Genomic DNA, 16,120 nt, shown 5'->3' on the forward strand with positions numbered 1-16,120 from the left:
GGATTCCCGATGAGCGAGACAGTGAACCAGCCGCAGGCCGGCCTCGACGAGGCCGCCGCCCGCACGAGCCTGACCCCCTTGGACGATGCGGAACGCCGCCGGCGCATGCGCAAGGTCATCGGCGCCGCGGGTGCCGGGCATTTCGTCGAATGGTTCGACTTCGGCCTCTATGGCACCCTCGCCACCGTCATCAGCGTGCAGTTCTTCCAGCAGGGCAACACCCAGGCCGCCCTCCTCTCGGCCTTCGCCGTCTTCGGCGCCGGCTTCGTCATGCGCCCCCTCGGTGGCCTCTTCTGGGGCTCGATCGGCGACCGACTCGGCCGCAAGACGACGCTCGCCACCGTCATCCTCGTCACCTCGGGCGCCACGGTGGTGATGGGTCTGCTGCCCACCTTCGACATGGTGGGGCTGTGGGCGCCGTTCTTACTAGTGATCGTGCGGCTCGTGCAGGGCTTCGCGGCCGGCGGCGAAAGCTCGGGCGCGACGACGTTGCTCGCCGAATATGCTCCCTCCAACCGCCGTGGCTTCGTCACGAGCTTCATCGACGTCTTCGGCTTCGCGGCCTTCGTCGTGAGCGCCGGCCTGGTGCTGCTGTTCACCACGACGCTCGGCGAAGACGCCCTCACCGACTGGGGATGGCGCGTGCTCTTCCTGCTCGCCCTGCCGCTCGGTCTCGTCGGCCTCTACCTGCGTAACAAGCTCGAGGACACCCCCGAATTCCAGGCCGTGAAGGCCGCCGGCGAGGTGTCCGCCTCTCCGCTGCGCGACTCGTTCCGCACGTCGTGGCGCGCACTGCTGTTCTGTGTCGGCTTCGTCGTGCTCAAGGCCGTCGGGCACTGGATTCTGCAGACCTTCATGCCGTCCTACCTGCAAACCGACCTGGGCTACAGCAAGACCCTCAGCTACGGCGCCACCGTCGTGGGCCTGCTCGCCATCGCCACGCTCGTTCCCTTCATGGGCTTGCTGAGCGACAAGATCGGGCGCAAACCGGTCATGATAGCCGGATGCCTGGGCTTCCTCGTGCTCACCTACCCCACGCTCATGCTCATGAACGCCGGCAACTTCTGGGCCGCCGCCGGGGCCATGGTCATCCTGGGTGTCTTCATGGCCGCGTTCGACGGTGCCGCCAGCGCCGCCATGGCCGAACTCTTCCCCACCCGCATCCGCTACGGCAGCATGTCGATCGCCTACAACATGTCGGTGGCCGTCTTCGGCGGCATCACGCCCTACTTCGCCACCTTCCTCATCGCCTCGACGGGCAACAAGTTCGCCCCCGCCTTCTACGTGATGGCCGCCGCCCTCATCAGCCTCATCGTGGTGCTGCGCGCTCGTGAGACTGCCAAGGCGCCGCTGCCGTCCTAGGCCGGCTGGCGCCGCGCGGGTCGTGCACGTGACGCGCGACCCGCGCGGCGAAGCGAGGGCAGTCTGCTGCGACGAGCGCGTCGGCCAGGTTTCTCTGGGATGGCTTGGCCGACCAGTAGCGATGCTGGTCTGCCGTGACCCGCGCAACATGGGCGGGGGCGCGCGGGTCGATGGATGCTCAGTTCTGAGCGTCGATGATGTCGTCGAGGCGTCGGAGGTCGGCAATTGCCCGGGCGCGCTTCGCTCGTCGTTGATCGCGCAGGGCGAGGACGTCGGCGGTTCGTACGCGGGTATGTGAGCCCACCTTCGTTGCGGGGAGCTCGCCTTCGGCGATGCATTTCATGAGGGTGGGGCGAGAAATGCCGACGATTTCGGCTGCGGAGATCGTCGACAACTCCTCTGGCAAAGTCTTCACCGATGCGGTTCCATGCCGGAGGCGCGTCATGAGGTCGAAAAGAAGAGAGCCGAACTCGGGGGACGGAGTGATGACTTCTCCGTTGCTGAGCGTGATGGAGGCGATCGACGTTGATGTCGTCGGCGACGAAGTGGCGATGTCGTCGGCCTCGCGGGTGAGGGCGGGATCTATAAAGATCGTGCTCTTCGAGAGGATCGTGGCGGGCATGGGTGCTCCTCGAAAGACGTGCCGAAAGATTCGGCCGAAACTGGCGTGTCGGTGACACTGACCCTACCTGACTTGCACTTATAAGTGCAAGGTGCGCAGTGGGGACGGCTGGCTCAACCGTTCGCCGGTGCCTGACGCCACCCAGGTGTGGACGCTCGCAACCGCATCGGGCTGGTGGACCATCAAGAACAACAACAGCAACAAGTTGCTCGAGATCGCCGGCGCCTCCACCGCCGACGGCGCGGCCGCGCAGCAGCGCACCGCCAACGGGAGTGCCACGCAGCAGTGGCGCCTCGTGAAGGAGGGCATCCAGTAGGTTCCGCGGGGAAGAACCGCGGAAAAAGTGCGAGGGGTCGAACGGGTTGCAGGTCCGTCCGGCCCCTCGCTTGTCGGCGGCACGGAGCAATAGATTAGTAATGCGGTCGGGCCGGATGCCGAGCCGTGTGTCCGTTTCATCCGTGGGGGGAAGCATGGTCACGTACCGCATCACCGCTGGCACCGTAGAAGGGCTGCCGGTCGAGACGCCCAACGGCCCGGCGGTCGCCGTGCTGGGCGTGCCCGTCGCGGCCGTCACCCGACGGTTCGCCGCGGCCGAACCCGCGACGCCTTGGAAGGGGATCCGAGCAAGCGCCCTCGGTGCCCGCGCCTGGCAGAGGAACGACCCGCACGACCCCGATGCCGGCCGGCCCCGAGACGAACGCGACTGCCTCAACGCCAACATCTGGATCCCGGCCGAACCCGCCTCGACTCTGCGACCCGTGCTCGTCTGGGTGCACGGCGGCGCGCACGTCTTCGGCTCGAACGCGCACCCTCTCTGCGATGGCGCCCGGTTTGCCGCTGCACACGGCGTCATCGTCGTCGCGCTCAACTACCGCCTAGGCGCATTCGGATATTTGCGCCTCGAGCACCTTTTGGGTGCGGACTACGCGGATGCCGACAACCTCGCGCTCACCGACATCCTGGCCGGCCTCGAATGGATACGACACGACATCGTCGCGTTTGGGGGAGACCCGACCGCGGTGACACTCATGGGGCAGTCGGCGGGCGGTGTCGCCGTCGCCACCCTCCTCGCCGAAAGTGCCGCCGGAGCGCCGTTCCAGCGCGTGATCGTGCAGAGTGCAACGGCCGAACGCGTGCACACGCGGGATGAGGCCGCCGGCGTGACCGACGAGCTGCTGCGCGCCCTCCCTGGCGGCAGCACCGACCCCGAGCAGCTGATCGATATCCCGCCGCAGACCCTCGTCGACGCTCAGACCGGGGTCATCGAAAAGCATGCGAGGCTCAGCCGGGGGCCCAGTGTGCCTTTTCGGCCGATCGTCGACGGCCGCGTTGTGCGCGACACACCGCTTCGATCGATCGCGGCAGGGGGAGGGGTCGGTATCGACGCCATCTTCGGCACGAACCTGAACGAGGCGTCGGCCTACGTCGACCTCGGCGGGATGGCCGACGAGGAGGCCCGTCGCGCGCTGCGTGACGAGATCGCCGCGCGCCGCGAAACGTTCACCCCCGACGAATATGTCGAGGCGTGGGCGTCGCGTGGCGTCACCGAAGCCGGCGCCGCAGGGGCACTCGAGGCGTATCTCACCGATGTGCTCTATCGGCAACCCATGCAGCGGATGCTTGACGCGCGGGTGGTGGCAGCCGCCCGAGCGCCAGGCCCAGCGGAGCCGGTCGCGTCGCGACGGGGTTCGACCCGCTCCTACCTCTTCGAGTGGGCGCGCAGCGTCGGCGAAACCTGGGCGCGAGGCGCCGGACACTCGCTCGAACTCCCCTTCGTCTTCGGGCATGTGGATGACACGGCGTGGGCGCGGGCGGAACTCGGAGAGCATGCTCCGGTCGAACTCGCGTCGTCGATGGGTTCCGCGTGGTCGAGCTTCGCTCGGACCGGCGATCCCGCGGCGATATCGGTGCCCGCCGCCGACGTGCCCGCCACCGACCGCCCCGCGGACACGGGCCCCGCCGACCTCGTGTGGCCCGAGTACGTCGCCGCGCGGGACACGCTGCTCTTCGGCGAGCGGGTGCGCGTGGTCCGCGACCCGCTCGCCGAGGAGCGCCGGCTGTTCGTGCGCTGAGGCTCGATCGGCGCACGACGCGTCAGCCCAGGGCTACCTCGCCCTGATTCAGGACGCGACCGTTGAAGTACGTGCTCTGAATCTGCGCATTCGTGTTGTTGGCCCGCAGCTGCTCCGACCACATCATGAAGTAACTCCACCGGGTCTGGGAGGTCAAGAACGCGGCATCCGGAACCTTGCCCATCTCGGCGATCGCGATGGGTTTCGTGCCCGCGATGCTCTGCAGCTGTTGGTAGTCACCCGCCGACGGGTAGGACTTGTACCAGGCGTCGAGCGATACGACGTCGACATAGGTGCTGCCGGGGTAGTAGTTCGCCCAACCGCCAGCCGGGTTGTCTTGCACGTTCCAGACCCAGATCAGGTTGTCGAGGCCCTGCGCGTCGAAGTAGTCGCGCATCTGCTGGAAGATCTTCGACCCACCGTTCGCGCCCGGGCGCCCGCCCCACCAGTTCCAGGTCTCGTTCATCTCGTGGAAGGGCCGGAACAACACCGGCACGCCGGCATCCTTCAGCTGCTTCAAATAGGGCACCACGGCGGCCATCCGCTGGCGCCAGGTTTGGTTGAGGGCCGTGCCGCCCGTGACGATCTGAGTGAACTGGTCGTTCGAGATCGTCGTCTTCACCCCGCCCTCGAACTCGCACGTGACACCGACGGTCGGTGAGCAGGCATGCCACGTGAGTGCCACGAGCGAGCCGTTCCGCCATTCGGTCTTCGCCTGGTCGATCACCCGCTGGCGGTTTGCCGCATCGTCGGCGCGGAACATGAGGTCGCCTCCCCACAGCCCCGGGTATTGCCCCGTGATGTCCTTGACCTGCTGCGTGTACTGGCCGGGCGCGGATGCCGGTTCCTTGTTGTGCTGCCCCGACACGATGTTCGTGCCAGTGATGCTGCGCAGGTAGGTCAGAACCTGCGCCTTGTTCGTGGCCCCGAAAGCGGATGCGTCGGCGATCGGCGCCACGGTGGCACCCGCTCCCGCACTCAGCCCGGCAAGCACGGCGGTAGCGGCTGCGGCTGCGAACAGTCGTTTTCTCAACGTCATTGTTGTTCCCCGAATCTGTCTCGTCGAGGGGCGACGGTGCCCCTCGACGCCAGAATCGCGGATGTCGCGCCGCAAATCAAGACTTAATTAATTAAATGATCTAAGCCGCCGGGGTGAGTGAGGGGCCGTGCCCTGGCGCGATCGAACCCTGCAACACGAGGGCCGCGGCCCCGATGGCGGCAGCGTCGCGCGGATTCGACGACAACTCGACTGCGATCGAATGCGCATTCCGCGCAAAGAAACTTCGCTCCAGGCGCTCACGAATGGCCCGCGCATACATCGACCCCGCCACGGCCATGCCCGGCCCTGCGAGCACGATCCGATCGAGATCGAACAGATTTGCCAGCGTGACGGTCGCCGCAGCGATCTGGTCGGCCGAGCGCTGCAGCAGTTCGGCCGCGACCGTCTGGCCGCCCACCGCCGCGCGCGCCAGTTGGTCGAAGTCCCGCGACAGGGAGGCTGGATCGAACGTGAGGTTCACGTCACCGAGTTCTTCTCGCGCGACCCGGGCCGCGGCGATCGTGGGGCCGGGCGCGGCATACCGCTCCAGACATCCGCGATTGCCGCAGTAGCAGGGCTCGCCATCGATCTGGATGGTGACATGCCCGAGCTCGCCCGCATTCGAACTCGCGCCGCGCAGCAGGGCGCCGTCGAGCACCACGCCCGCCCCGATACCCGTTCCGAGGTAGACGCACGCGAAGGCTTCGTTCCGGCTCACTTGGCGACTCCAGAATTCGCCGATGGTGGCAGCCGCGGCATCGTTGCCGATGATCACGGGAACGCCGAGTGCGTCGGCGAGGACATCTCGAAGGGGGTATCCGTCCCAGAGCGGCAGGCTCGGCGCCGCGAGGATGGCTCCCTCGGCGAGGGCGATCGGCCCGGGCGTCACGACGGCGACGCCAGCGACTGATGCCGCGTCGAGACCCAGACCCGAGAGGAAGGCCCGATAAAGGTCGACGATGCGCTCCGCGGTCTCGTCGGGCTGGCCGGCACCCGCGCCGTCGACCAGCTGGCGACCGACGACCCCTCCGCGCACATCCGTGGCGACGATGGTGATGGATTCGAAGCCGAGCTGCACTCCGATTCCGTAGCGGGCCCGCGCATTGATCTCGAGCAGCGTGCGCGGCTTGCCGCCCTGCGAGGGGGTGCGACCCGATTCGCGCACGATTCCATCGTCGATCAGACGGCGGACGATGTTGGAGATCGACGGCTGCGTGAGGCCCGTGGCGGCCGTCAGTTCGGTGCGACTGATGGGCCCGGATGAACGGATGAGATCGACGATCAGGGCCTGGCTGCCCGGTCCGGTGAGGATGGATTCGCGGCGGGCCATCTTTCCTCCTCATCGGGTGGTCATCGGGGGACGCCCTCGGGCGCACGCGGCGACGCGGCCTTCGCCTGTCGAGGGCATAACGTGTACCCGTAGAGCGTGAACCGCACGCGCAGACCCGACAGGAAAGGCCGCCAGCCGATGGGCCTCGATTTCGACCACACTACCGCCAACCACCGCCCGGTTGGGCTCACCCTCGTGCGCGCTTCCGAGGTCTACGGCGCCGAACCGTTCTACCACGAGGTCATCGCCGGCATCGATCGCATTGTGCGCCCGCAGGGGCTATCCGTCCTGATCCGCGTTCTGCCGACCCGCGAGCAAGAGCTGGAGACGATCGAGCGGTGGGTGCGCGAGCAGACGGTGAGCGCCATCATCCTGGTCGACCTGGTCGCGCAGGACGAGCGGTTGTCGGCGGTCGCGCGCGCCGGGGTGCCCGCGGTCGTACTCGGTTCGCCGACGGTCGCGCGGGGGCTTCCCGCGGTCTGGACCAACGACGCCGAGACCATGGACCAGGCTGTGCAGCACCTCGTCGCGCTCGGTCACCGGCGTCTGGCGCATGTCACGGGCCCGTCCGAGCTCGCGCACACGGCATCCCGCAAGGAGGCGTTCGAGCGCGCGGGAGGCGAGCGCGAGTTGACGCTGCAGAGCATCGAGGGGGACTACTCGCTCGAGTCGGGCGCGCGGGCGATGTCGGCCCTGCTGGCGGGCGCGGAACCGCCGACCGCCGTCGTGTTCGACAGTGACCAGATGGCGCTCGGCGGCCTGCGCGCCACGCAGGAGGCCGGCTTGGCCGCCCCGCGCGATGTCTCGATCGTGGCCTGGGACGATTCCGCGCAATGTCAGTTGTCCGAGCCGGCCCTTTCGGCGCTCAGTCACGACGTGCAGCGCATCGGCGAACTGGCGGGGGAATCGCTGCTCGCGCTCCTGAGTGGTGCCCCAGCCGCCGACCGGGAGGCGCCGCGAGCGACGCTCGTTCGGCGGGCGACCACCGGGCCGGTGCCGCAGCCGTAGCGGTCGTCGCTGCAACTCGTCGGCAGACTTGAAAGCCCCCCGACAACCCAATCCTTCGTTACCCGCTCGTAACATAAATTACTAATGTATGTGTTGCGAGAGCGCCGATTCCCCTCCATACTCGATCACAGCGGCGGCGCATCCACCCCACCCGTCGCACCGAACGAAGGAGTTCACGTGACCATCAGACCGAGCCTCGGCGTGGCAGCAACCGCCGCCATCGCCGCACTCCTCCTCAGCGGCTGCGCCGGTGGCGCCGCCAACGACGACGGCGAGCCGGCCGGCACCATCACGGTTCTGACGAACAGGACCGACCTCGTCGACACGACGTTCAAGGACTACGCCGCCGAGTTCACCAAGAAATACCCGGGCACCGAGGTCAAGTTCGAAGCGCTCACCGATTATGAGGGCGACGCGAAGATCCGGCTCAACTCCCGCGACTACGGCGACGTCCTCCTCATCCCGTCGTCCAATGTGACCAAAGACAAGTACGCCGACTACTTCGAGCCCATGGGCAGCACCGAAGAGTTGTCCGAGAAGTACCGATTCACCAATGAGGGCTCGTTCGACGGCACCGCCTACGGCGTCTCGACGTTCGGTTCGGCCATGGGCTACGTCTTCAACAAAGATGTCTGGACGAAAGCCGGCATCACGACGCCGCCCGCCACGGAGGAGGAGTACCTCGACGCGCTGGAGAAGATCAAGGCGACGGGTTCCATCCCCTATTACACGAACTACAAAGACGGATGGCCGCTCGCAACGATCGAGGGCAACCTCGGCACCGTGCAGGGCGACACCGTGCGCACGCAGATGATCGAGGACGACGCGCCCTGGACGGAGGGCAACGACCAGTACAACATCGACGGTCTGCTCTTCGACACGGTCGCGGCCGGTCTGAGCGAACCCGACCCGACAACCACCAACTGGGAAGAGTCGAAGAACCTGCTCGCATCGGGTGAAGTCAGCTCGATGATCCTCGGCTCGTGGGCCGTGAGCCAGATGCAGGACGCCGCCGAAGCGGCCGGCGAATCCCGCGACGTCATCGGCTTCTGGCCCATGCCCTGGAAGACCGACACCGGTTTCACGTCGGTGACCGCCTCGGACAAGTTCCTGGCGATCAGCAAGTACTCGAAGAACAAGGCCACGGCGAAGGCCTGGGTCGACTGGTTCACGAACGAATCCGGATACGCCGCCAGCCAGGGCGCCATCAGCCCCGTCGTGAGCGACCCCGCCCCCGACACGCTGAAGGACTTCCAGGAGCTCGGCGTGAACTACATCGAGCTCGCCGCCGACCCGGTGGGCAAGGAAGCCGTGATCAACGACATCGCGAACGAGGCCGAGATCGACCTGTTCGGCAACATCTATCGGCAGAAACTGATCGACGTGGCGCGTGGCGCCGCGGATGGTGACAAGGAGAGCGTCTTCGCGGACCTCAACGACCGGTGGGCCGCTGCCCGCGCCACCGTCGACGCGAAGTAGCGCCCTCCACACGAAGCGCCGTGGCCCCGCAGCGTGGCGGGGCCACGGCGTCAACCATCGAACGAATCGAAGGTAGACGCATGTCCACACTCAAGGGCGATCCGGCCCTGACCGCCCGCGCGCTCGCGCCGATCTCGTCGCGCCGCCGCAACCGGCTGACCGGCTCGGGCACGACACCCTGGCTGTTCCTCATCATCCCGTTGGCCTTCCTCATCGTGCTGACTTATATTCCCGTCGGCAACATGTTCTGGTACAGCCTCACGTCGTGGGACGGCCTCGACCCCGAGAAGGAGTTCGTCGGTTTCGGCAACTTCGTCCAGATCTTCACCCAGCCCGAGATCTTCCAGGTCTTCTTCGTGAGCCTGTACTACCTGGCGGGCGCCGTCGCGCAGCTCGTGCTGGCGCTGTACTTCGCCACCCTTCTGAGCTTCAAGACCCGCTTCCGCAACCTTTTCAAGGGCGTGATCTTCTTCCCCTACCTCATCAATGGTGTGGCGATCGGCCTGGTCTTCCTCTACTTCTTCCGGCCGGGCGGAACCCTCGACGCGCTGCTCGCGGCCGTCGGCATCCATGACCCCGGCCAATGGCTGGGCGACCCGTCGCTCGTGAATATCTCGCTCGCCGGCACGTCGGTGTGGCGCTACATGGGCCTCAACTTCGTGCTCTTCCTGGGGGCCATCCAGTCTGTTCCGGCCGAACAGTACGAGGCGGCCGATCTCGACGGAGCCAACTCGTGGCACAAGTTCCGGTTCATCATCCTGCCGAGCATCCGACGCATCCTCGGGTTGTCGTTCATCCTCGCCATCGCCGGTGCCCTCTCGGCCTTCGAGATGCCCTACATCATGACGGGCGGCGCTAACGGCTCCGAGACGTTCGTGATCCAAACGGTGAACACGGCGTTCAAGTTCTCGAAGGTCGGCCTCGCATCGGCCATGGCCGTGGTCCTGCTCATCATCGTCCTCGTCATCACGGCGGTCCAGCGTCGGGTGTTCCCCGACGAGAGAGGGGATGAATCGTGAAGAATACCGTCGCCACAACCCTCAAGTACCTATCGCTCATCGTCGCCAGCCTGTTCGCGATCGTGCCCCTCGTCACGATCTTCATGCTGGCCTTCAAGACCGACCAGGAGCAGCGCACCACCGGCCCGCTCACTCCGCCGTCGAACTGGCTCAACTTCGAGAACTTCGCCACCGCGTTCTCGCAGGGTGGCATGGTGATGGGATTCATCAACACCGGCATCATCCTGGTCGTATCGGTGGCCGGCACCATCTTGATCGGCACGATGGCGGCCTACGCGGTCGACCGGTTCCGGTTCCGCGGCCGCAAGCTCGTGCTCGGGCTATTCCTTCTGGCCACCCTCGTGCCGTCCGTGACTACCCAGGTGGCCACGTTCCAGGTGATCTCGGCGCTCGACCTCTTCAACACGCGCGGCGCCGCCATCCTGTTGTTCGCCGGCACCGACATCGTGGCGATCTACATCTTCCTGCAGTTCATGTCGTCCATCCCCGTCTCGCTCGACGAGGCGGCCATGCTCGACGGCGCGAACCGTTTCACCATCTATTGGCGCGTCATCCTGCCGCTTCTGAAGCCCGCGATCGCCACCGTGATCATCATCAAGGGCATCGCCATCTACAACGAGTTCTACATACCGTTCCTCTACATGCCGTCGCAGGAGCTCGGGGTGATCTCGACCTCGCTCTTCCGCTTCATGGGCCCGTTCGGCTCGCAGTGGCAGGTCATCGCCGCCGGAACGATCCTCGTCATCATCCCCACCCTCTTGGCCTTCCTCTTTCTTCAGCGCTACATCTACAACGGCCTCACCTCAGGAGCAACGAAATGACCCTCACCACCACCGACCTGTCCACCGTGAGCACGCGCACCCTGCACGACGGTTGGTCGCTGCGGGCTTTGCAGGGCCCGGTGCCCGCCGATCTGAGGGATGTCTCGGTGCCCGCGCGCGTTCCGGGTCTCGTGCACACCGATCTGCTCGATGCGGGCCTCATCCCCGACCCGTATCTCGACCGCAACGAGCAGAAGGTCACGTGGATCGGCGAATGCGATTGGGAGTACCGCACCACGTTCGAGTGGCATGCTGACGGCCGCGACCGCCACGATCTGGTTTTCGAGGGCCTCGACACGGTCGCAACGGTGCTGCTCAACGGCCAGAAGGTCGCGTCGACGCGCAACCAGCACCGCACCTACCGTCTGCCGGTCGCGGACCTGCTGGTCGAGGGCGACAACGAGTTGGTCGTGCGCTTCGGGTCGCCCGTCGCCTTCGCCGATCAGGCCAGCCTCGACATCGGCTACCGCCCACACACGTACTTCCACCCGTTCAACGCCATCCGCAAGGCCGCCTGCAATTTCGGGTGGGACTGGGGGCTGGATGCTGCGTCGGCCGGCATCTGGAAGGCCGTGACGTTGCAGTCGTGGCAGGGCGCGCGTCTGGGGGCCGTGCGCCCAATCGTGACGGTCGATGCGCCCGCGCGCGGTCACGTGTCGGTGCAGGTCGATGTCGAACGGTCGGATGATCGCGCCGTGACGGTCGTCGCCGAGGTGGCGGGAGTCCGCGCCGAGGTGCCGATCACCGGAGCGGTCCCCGAGGGTGGTGTGTCGTCGGTTGCCGTCGAGCTCGTGGTGGATGACGTCGACCTGTGGTGGCCGCGGGGCTTCGGCGAGCAGCCGCTCTACGACCTGACCGTGCGGGTTGTCGACGGGGCGCTGGCCGACGGCACGGAGCTCGACATCCGCGCCCTGCGTATCGGTTTCCGCACCGTCGTCGTCGAACTCGAACCGGATGCCGAAGGCACCTCATTCCGCTTCATCGTGAACGGCCAGCCGGTCTGGGTGCGTGGTGCGAACTGGATTCCCGACGACGCGTTCGTGACGCGCGTCGACCGCGCGCGCCTGAGCGCCCGCCTCGATCAGGCCGAGACCGCCAATATGAACTTGCTTCGGATCTGGGGCGGTGGCTACTACGAAAGCGACGACTTCTACGAGCTGTGCGACGAGCGCGGCATCATGGTGTGGCAAGACTTCCTGTTCGCCTGCGCGAGCTACGCCGAGGAGGAGCCGCTCTGGAGCGAGATCGAAGCCGAGGCGCGCGACAACATCACTCGGTTGATGCCGCATCCGAGCCTCGTGCTCTGGAACGGCAACAACGAGAACATCTGGGGCTTCGAGGAGTGGGGCTGGGGCAAGCGCCTGCAGGGTCGCACGTGGGGGCTCGGCTATTACCTCGACCTCCTCCCGCGGCTGGTCTCCGAAATCGACCCGGGCCGCGCCTACACGGCGGGGTCGCCCTGGTCGGGCAGCATCGACATCCCCGCCAATGACCCCGACCACGGCTCGGTTCACCTGTGGGAGCACTGGAACCGCGTGGACTACCCGGCCTATCGCGACGTCTCGCCGAGGTTCGTCGCCGAATTCGGCTGGCAGGGGCCGGCCACGTGGTCGACGATCGAACGAGCAATCTCGGACATTCCGCTCACCCCCGAATCGCCCGGCATGATCGCGCACCAGAAGGCGACCGACGGCAACGACAAGCTCACCGACGGCCTCGTCGCGCACCTGCCGTTGCCCGACGACACGGAGGATTGGCACTGGGCGATGTCGCTGAACCAGGCCAACGCGGTTACCTATGCCATCGAACACTTCCGGTCGCTCAGCCCGCGGTGCATGGGCACGGTCGTCTGGCAGCTGAACGACTGCTGGCCTGTGACGTCATGGGCTGCGGTCGACGGCTACGGCCGTCCTAAACCGTTGCTCTATGCCCTGAAGCATGTCTACGCCGACCGGCTCGTCACCATCCAGCCGCGTGACGGTGGCTCGCTTGTCGTCTCTGTGGTCAACGACGGGCCGGATGCCTGGGTGGACACGGTCGAGATCACCCGTTTCGCTTTCGACGGCACCGTGCTGGCCACCTCGACCGCTGCCCTGGCCCTCGAACCGCGCTCCTCGACGTCGATCGAGGTGCCGACGGATGTCGCGCAGGCCACCGACCCCGCGGGCGAGGTGCTCATGGCGACGGTCGGCGGCGACCGCGCATTCTGGTTCTACACCGAATGCCGGGACTCGTCGATCGAGGCATCCAGCCCGCGTGTCGAGGTCGAGCGCGTATCGGACGGCTACGCCGTGACAGTGACCGCCGACGTGTTGGTGCGCGACTTGGCCCTGCTCGTCGACAAGGTGTCGCCCGACGCCGTGGTCGACGACATGCTCGTCACGCTCATGCCCGGCGAGACGCACACGTTCCATGTGCTGCTCGACGCCGAGGTGGATGCTTCGGCGCTCGCCTCGCCACGCGTCGTGCGCACGGCCAACCAGCTCGTCGCCGACTGGCGCTGAGCCCCGACGTTTTCACCGCTGGACGAAGGAGCCCACGATGACACCACCCACCCTGACGACCAGAGCGATCGCCGCGGTCGCGACCGGCGCGATCGCCCTGACATCGCTCACGGCGCTGACCCTTGCGGGGGCTGCCACCGCCCCCGCGAGCGCGGCGCCCACGGACTGGACGTCCCAGAACACCGAATTCGTCACCCGCGACGGTGCCACCTTGCGGCTCGGCGGCGAACCTTTCCGGTTCAATGGGGCGAACGCTTACTGGTTGGGACTCGACGAGAACGTTGGTGGGGTCGACTATCCGACCTTCTTCCGCATCAAGGACGCCATCGACACGGCCGACGAGATGGGGCTGACGGTTCTGCGGTCGCACATGATGACGTCCACGGGTCAGAACGACGCCAACCCGCTCGCCATCATGCCGTCCCTCGGCGAATACAACGAGGAAGCGTTCGCGACCATAGACTTCGCGATCGCCTATGCGGGGGAGCGTGGCATCCGGCTCATTCTGCCTCTGACCGATGAATGGGAGTACTACCACGGCGGGCACCGGGATTTCACGACGCCCCTGGGCCTGCAATCGGCCGACTTCTACACAGATCGTGCCGCTATCGACGCCTACCAGGAGTACGTCGACCGTATTGTCGGCCGCACCAACGCCCTGACCGGCGTGCCATATGCGGCTGACCCGACCATCCTCGCGTGGGAGCTCGGCAACGAACTCGAGGGGATGACGCGGCCCTGGATCGACGAACAGGTCGCCTTCATTCGCGAGCGCGCGCCCGAACAACTGGTGTCGGCCGGCCGCCGCTTCGATATCGATCCCGATACTTTGGCCGCGGCCGACCTCGACATCGTCGATGTGCACTACTACCCGCCGACCGCCCAGAAGGTGACAGCGGATGCGGCAGCGGTCGTGGCAGCGGGAAAGGTGTACATCGCGGGCGAATACGGCTCGAATTCGGCGTCGCCGGCGCTGCTCGACCCGCTCGTCGCGAACGACGACGTCTCGGGAATGATGCTGTGGTCCCTCTTCGGCCACGACGACCGCGGCGGGTTCGTGCCCCACGACGACGGCTTCACACTGCATTACCCGGGAACGACGGGGAAGATGCGTGAGCAGGTCGCCGCCATCACGGGCTTCAGCCGCGCGCTCAGGTCCGAGACGGGCACGCTGGCCCTTGGGCAGCCCCTCATCACATCGGTCGACAACGTCAACGGGGTGAATGAGATCGCGTGGCGCGGAACGGCAGGGGCCGCCACCTACCGTGTCGAGGTGTCGACGGATGGGATCACGTGGACGTCTCTCGGAGCGGGAGCCGTCCCGGCCGAAGCCTCACCCGTGACCGACCTCGCGCCGGCTCCGGGTTCGCGCTACCGAGTCGTTCCCGTGAAGCCCGACGGCTCTTTCGGGCCGGCTTCCGAGACCGCGCAGCCGGGGGCCGACGCCGACCTGCTCGTGGATCCGCTGCAGAGTTTCTCACTCGCGTCCGCACACTCCGGCGTGGTGCTCCAGGGAACACCGCGGGGCGCGATCGCCCGCGCCGGCGGATCGGGCGGCAGTATCACCTGGGCCGGAGAGCGGATCAACCGCGTGCAGGTACGTTCCACGGCCGGATCTGCCCCTGCCGACGGCATAACGATCGAGGTTCGTCGCGGTGACACGGGTTGGCAGCGCGTCCAGGGTGCGAGCCCGGGAGACGTTGTGGACACCGGAGTTTTCGATGATGCATCCGCCGTTCGCGTCGTTCTGCTGCCCGGAGTGGCTCTGGCATCCGTCACGCTGCACTCGGCCGCCGCGGTGCCGACGTCGGCACCGGGAGCCTTCGCGTTGAGTGCGCCTGCCGACGGCGCCGAGGGTGTGCGTGCGACCCCGCGCTTCGTCTGGACGGAGGCCCCCGATGCGGCGTACTACCGCTTCGCGTTGAGCGCCGCAGGTGCCGCCGAACCGCTCGTCGCCCTGACCGGCTTGCGGGGCACGACGCTCGATCCCGCCGTGGAACTCGCGCCGGGAACCACGTATGTCTGGACCGTCGTGGCCGTGAACGGCACGGGCGAGACGGTCTCCGACCCTCGATCGGCGACGTTCGATGCGGCGCCACTGCCCGATACGGATCGCGTCATCGAGGACTTCGAGTCCTATGCCGACGACGCGTCGGTGAACGCGGCCTACGTGCGCAACACGGGTGGCGGCGCCATCGCCGGTGCCCTGGTAGAAGCGCCCGCGGGTGATGCCCCGAGCCCGGACGGGCAGACCGCGGACTTCGCCTACGACCTGGCGGGCCCCGGCTATGCCGGCGTCACGCACAAACTCGCGGCGGCCGATGATTGGTGGGGATACGACTCGATAGCCTTCACGGCGCGCGGAGGCAGTCCCGACCAGGACCTGAGCGTGCAATTCGTGGCCGGTGGCGCGTTCTGGGAGGCGACGGTGCCCATGCCGGGCGCCGACTGGACCGAGATCGAGATCCCCTTCGACGACTTCGCGCCGCCGAGTTGGGCCGGTGAGGGTGTGCTCGATCCGACCCAGGTGACCGAGTTCTCGTTCTACCTCGGCGGGGCGGGCGCGGGCACCCTGTCGCTGGACGATGTGCGTCTGGTCGCACCGGCGGCCGTGGTGCCACCCGTGACCGAGCCCACTCCGTCACCCTCGCCGACGCCACCTTCGCCGACGGACTCGCCCGTCCTCGTCGATCCCGGCGCTGCCGGGTCCGAAGGCGCAGCGCTCAACGCTGGCAAGGGTCCTGACGCGCGGCTCGCGAACTCTGGTGCGGACGGGGGAGTGCTGGGGGTCCTCGCGCTGGCCCTTCTCGGAGCGGGCCTCCTCATCGCCGCCTCTCGGCGACGCCGGGGCCGGACGGGCTGAC

At 67.1% G+C, this 16,120-nt stretch carries 12 protein-coding genes; 9 read left to right on the forward strand and 3 right to left on the reverse strand.

The genetic code is table 11. The features are described from left to right. Nucleotides 1–9 precede the first annotated feature (9 nt). Nucleotides 10–1,362 carry an MFS transporter gene (locus ACZ6IE_RS01270; protein ID WP_464606412.1) on the forward strand — a complete coding sequence of 451 codons (1,353 nt, stop codon included), beginning with the start codon at nucleotides 10–12 and terminating at the stop codon, nucleotides 1,360–1,362. A gap of 178 nt (nucleotides 1,363–1,540) precedes the next feature. Here ACZ6IE_RS01270 and ACZ6IE_RS01275 read toward each other — a convergent pair whose 3' ends face one another. Continuing rightward, on the reverse strand, nucleotides 1,541–1,984 hold the full coding sequence (locus ACZ6IE_RS01275) for a helix-turn-helix domain-containing protein (RefSeq protein ID WP_464606413.1): 444 nt from the start codon (nucleotides 1,982–1,984) through the stop codon (nucleotides 1,541–1,543). A gap of 127 nt (nucleotides 1,985–2,111) precedes the next feature. Here ACZ6IE_RS01275 and ACZ6IE_RS01280 point away from each other — a divergent pair, with 127 nt between their 5' ends. Both ACZ6IE_RS01280 and ACZ6IE_RS01285 read left to right on the forward strand, forming a co-directional pair. Beyond that, on the forward strand, nucleotides 2,112–2,300 hold the full coding sequence (locus ACZ6IE_RS01280; RefSeq protein ID WP_464606414.1) for an RICIN domain-containing protein: 189 nt from the start codon (nucleotides 2,112–2,114) through the stop codon (nucleotides 2,298–2,300). Nucleotides 2,301–2,454: 154 nt separating this feature from the next. Further along, entirely contained in the window at nucleotides 2,455–4,056 is a 1,602-nt protein-coding gene (locus ACZ6IE_RS01285) for a carboxylesterase/lipase family protein (protein ID WP_464606415.1), read from the forward strand. Nucleotides 4,057–4,078: 22 nt separating this feature from the next. On the opposite strand, the gene ACZ6IE_RS01290 is transcribed toward ACZ6IE_RS01285, so the two are convergent. Then, nucleotides 4,079–5,095, reverse strand: a complete 1,017-nt coding sequence (locus tag ACZ6IE_RS01290; protein WP_464606416.1) for a glycosyl hydrolase — start codon at nucleotides 5,093–5,095, stop codon at nucleotides 4,079–4,081. A gap of 100 nt (nucleotides 5,096–5,195) precedes the next feature. Further along, a complete protein-coding gene (locus tag ACZ6IE_RS01295; RefSeq protein WP_464606417.1) occupies nucleotides 5,196–6,425 on the reverse strand; it encodes an ROK family transcriptional regulator in 1,230 nt (409 codons plus the stop codon). 138 nt (nucleotides 6,426–6,563) lie between these two features. On the opposite strand from ACZ6IE_RS01295, the gene ACZ6IE_RS01300 reads away from it, so the two are divergent. The 6 genes from ACZ6IE_RS01300 (at nucleotide 6,564) to ACZ6IE_RS01325 (ending at nucleotide 16,119) form a co-directional block, all read left to right on the forward strand. Next, the gene (locus ACZ6IE_RS01300) at nucleotides 6,564–7,433 is read left to right on the forward strand and encodes a LacI family DNA-binding transcriptional regulator (RefSeq protein WP_464606418.1); all 870 of its coding nucleotides are present in this window, start codon (nucleotides 6,564–6,566) and stop codon (nucleotides 7,431–7,433) included. A 177-nt stretch (nucleotides 7,434–7,610) separates the two neighbouring features. Then, nucleotides 7,611–8,912 (forward strand): ABC transporter substrate-binding protein, encoded by a 1,302-nt coding sequence (locus tag ACZ6IE_RS01305; protein ID WP_464606419.1) that lies wholly within the window; start codon nucleotides 7,611–7,613, stop codon nucleotides 8,910–8,912. A gap of 80 nt (nucleotides 8,913–8,992) precedes the next feature. Continuing rightward, the gene (locus tag ACZ6IE_RS01310; protein WP_464606420.1) at nucleotides 8,993–9,931 is read left to right on the forward strand and encodes a carbohydrate ABC transporter permease; all 939 of its coding nucleotides are present in this window, start codon (nucleotides 8,993–8,995) and stop codon (nucleotides 9,929–9,931) included. Then, the gene (locus tag ACZ6IE_RS01315; protein WP_464606421.1) at nucleotides 9,928–10,752 is read left to right on the forward strand and encodes a carbohydrate ABC transporter permease; all 825 of its coding nucleotides are present in this window, start codon (nucleotides 9,928–9,930) and stop codon (nucleotides 10,750–10,752) included. Before ACZ6IE_RS01310 ends, ACZ6IE_RS01315 begins: the two co-directional genes overlap by 4 nt. After that, nucleotides 10,749–13,256 carry a glycoside hydrolase family 2 protein gene (locus tag ACZ6IE_RS01320; protein WP_464606422.1) on the forward strand — a complete coding sequence of 836 codons (2,508 nt, stop codon included), beginning with the start codon at nucleotides 10,749–10,751 and terminating at the stop codon, nucleotides 13,254–13,256. The genes ACZ6IE_RS01315 and ACZ6IE_RS01320 overlap by 4 nt, the downstream gene beginning before the upstream one ends. Before the next feature lie 37 nt (nucleotides 13,257–13,293). Beyond that, a complete protein-coding gene (locus ACZ6IE_RS01325) occupies nucleotides 13,294–16,119 on the forward strand; it encodes a CIA30 family protein (RefSeq protein ID WP_464606423.1) in 2,826 nt (941 codons plus the stop codon). The last annotated feature ends 1 nt before the right edge of the window (nucleotide 16,120 follow it).

The sequence above is a fragment of the Okibacterium sp. AC114 genome, from assembly GCF_979253355.1.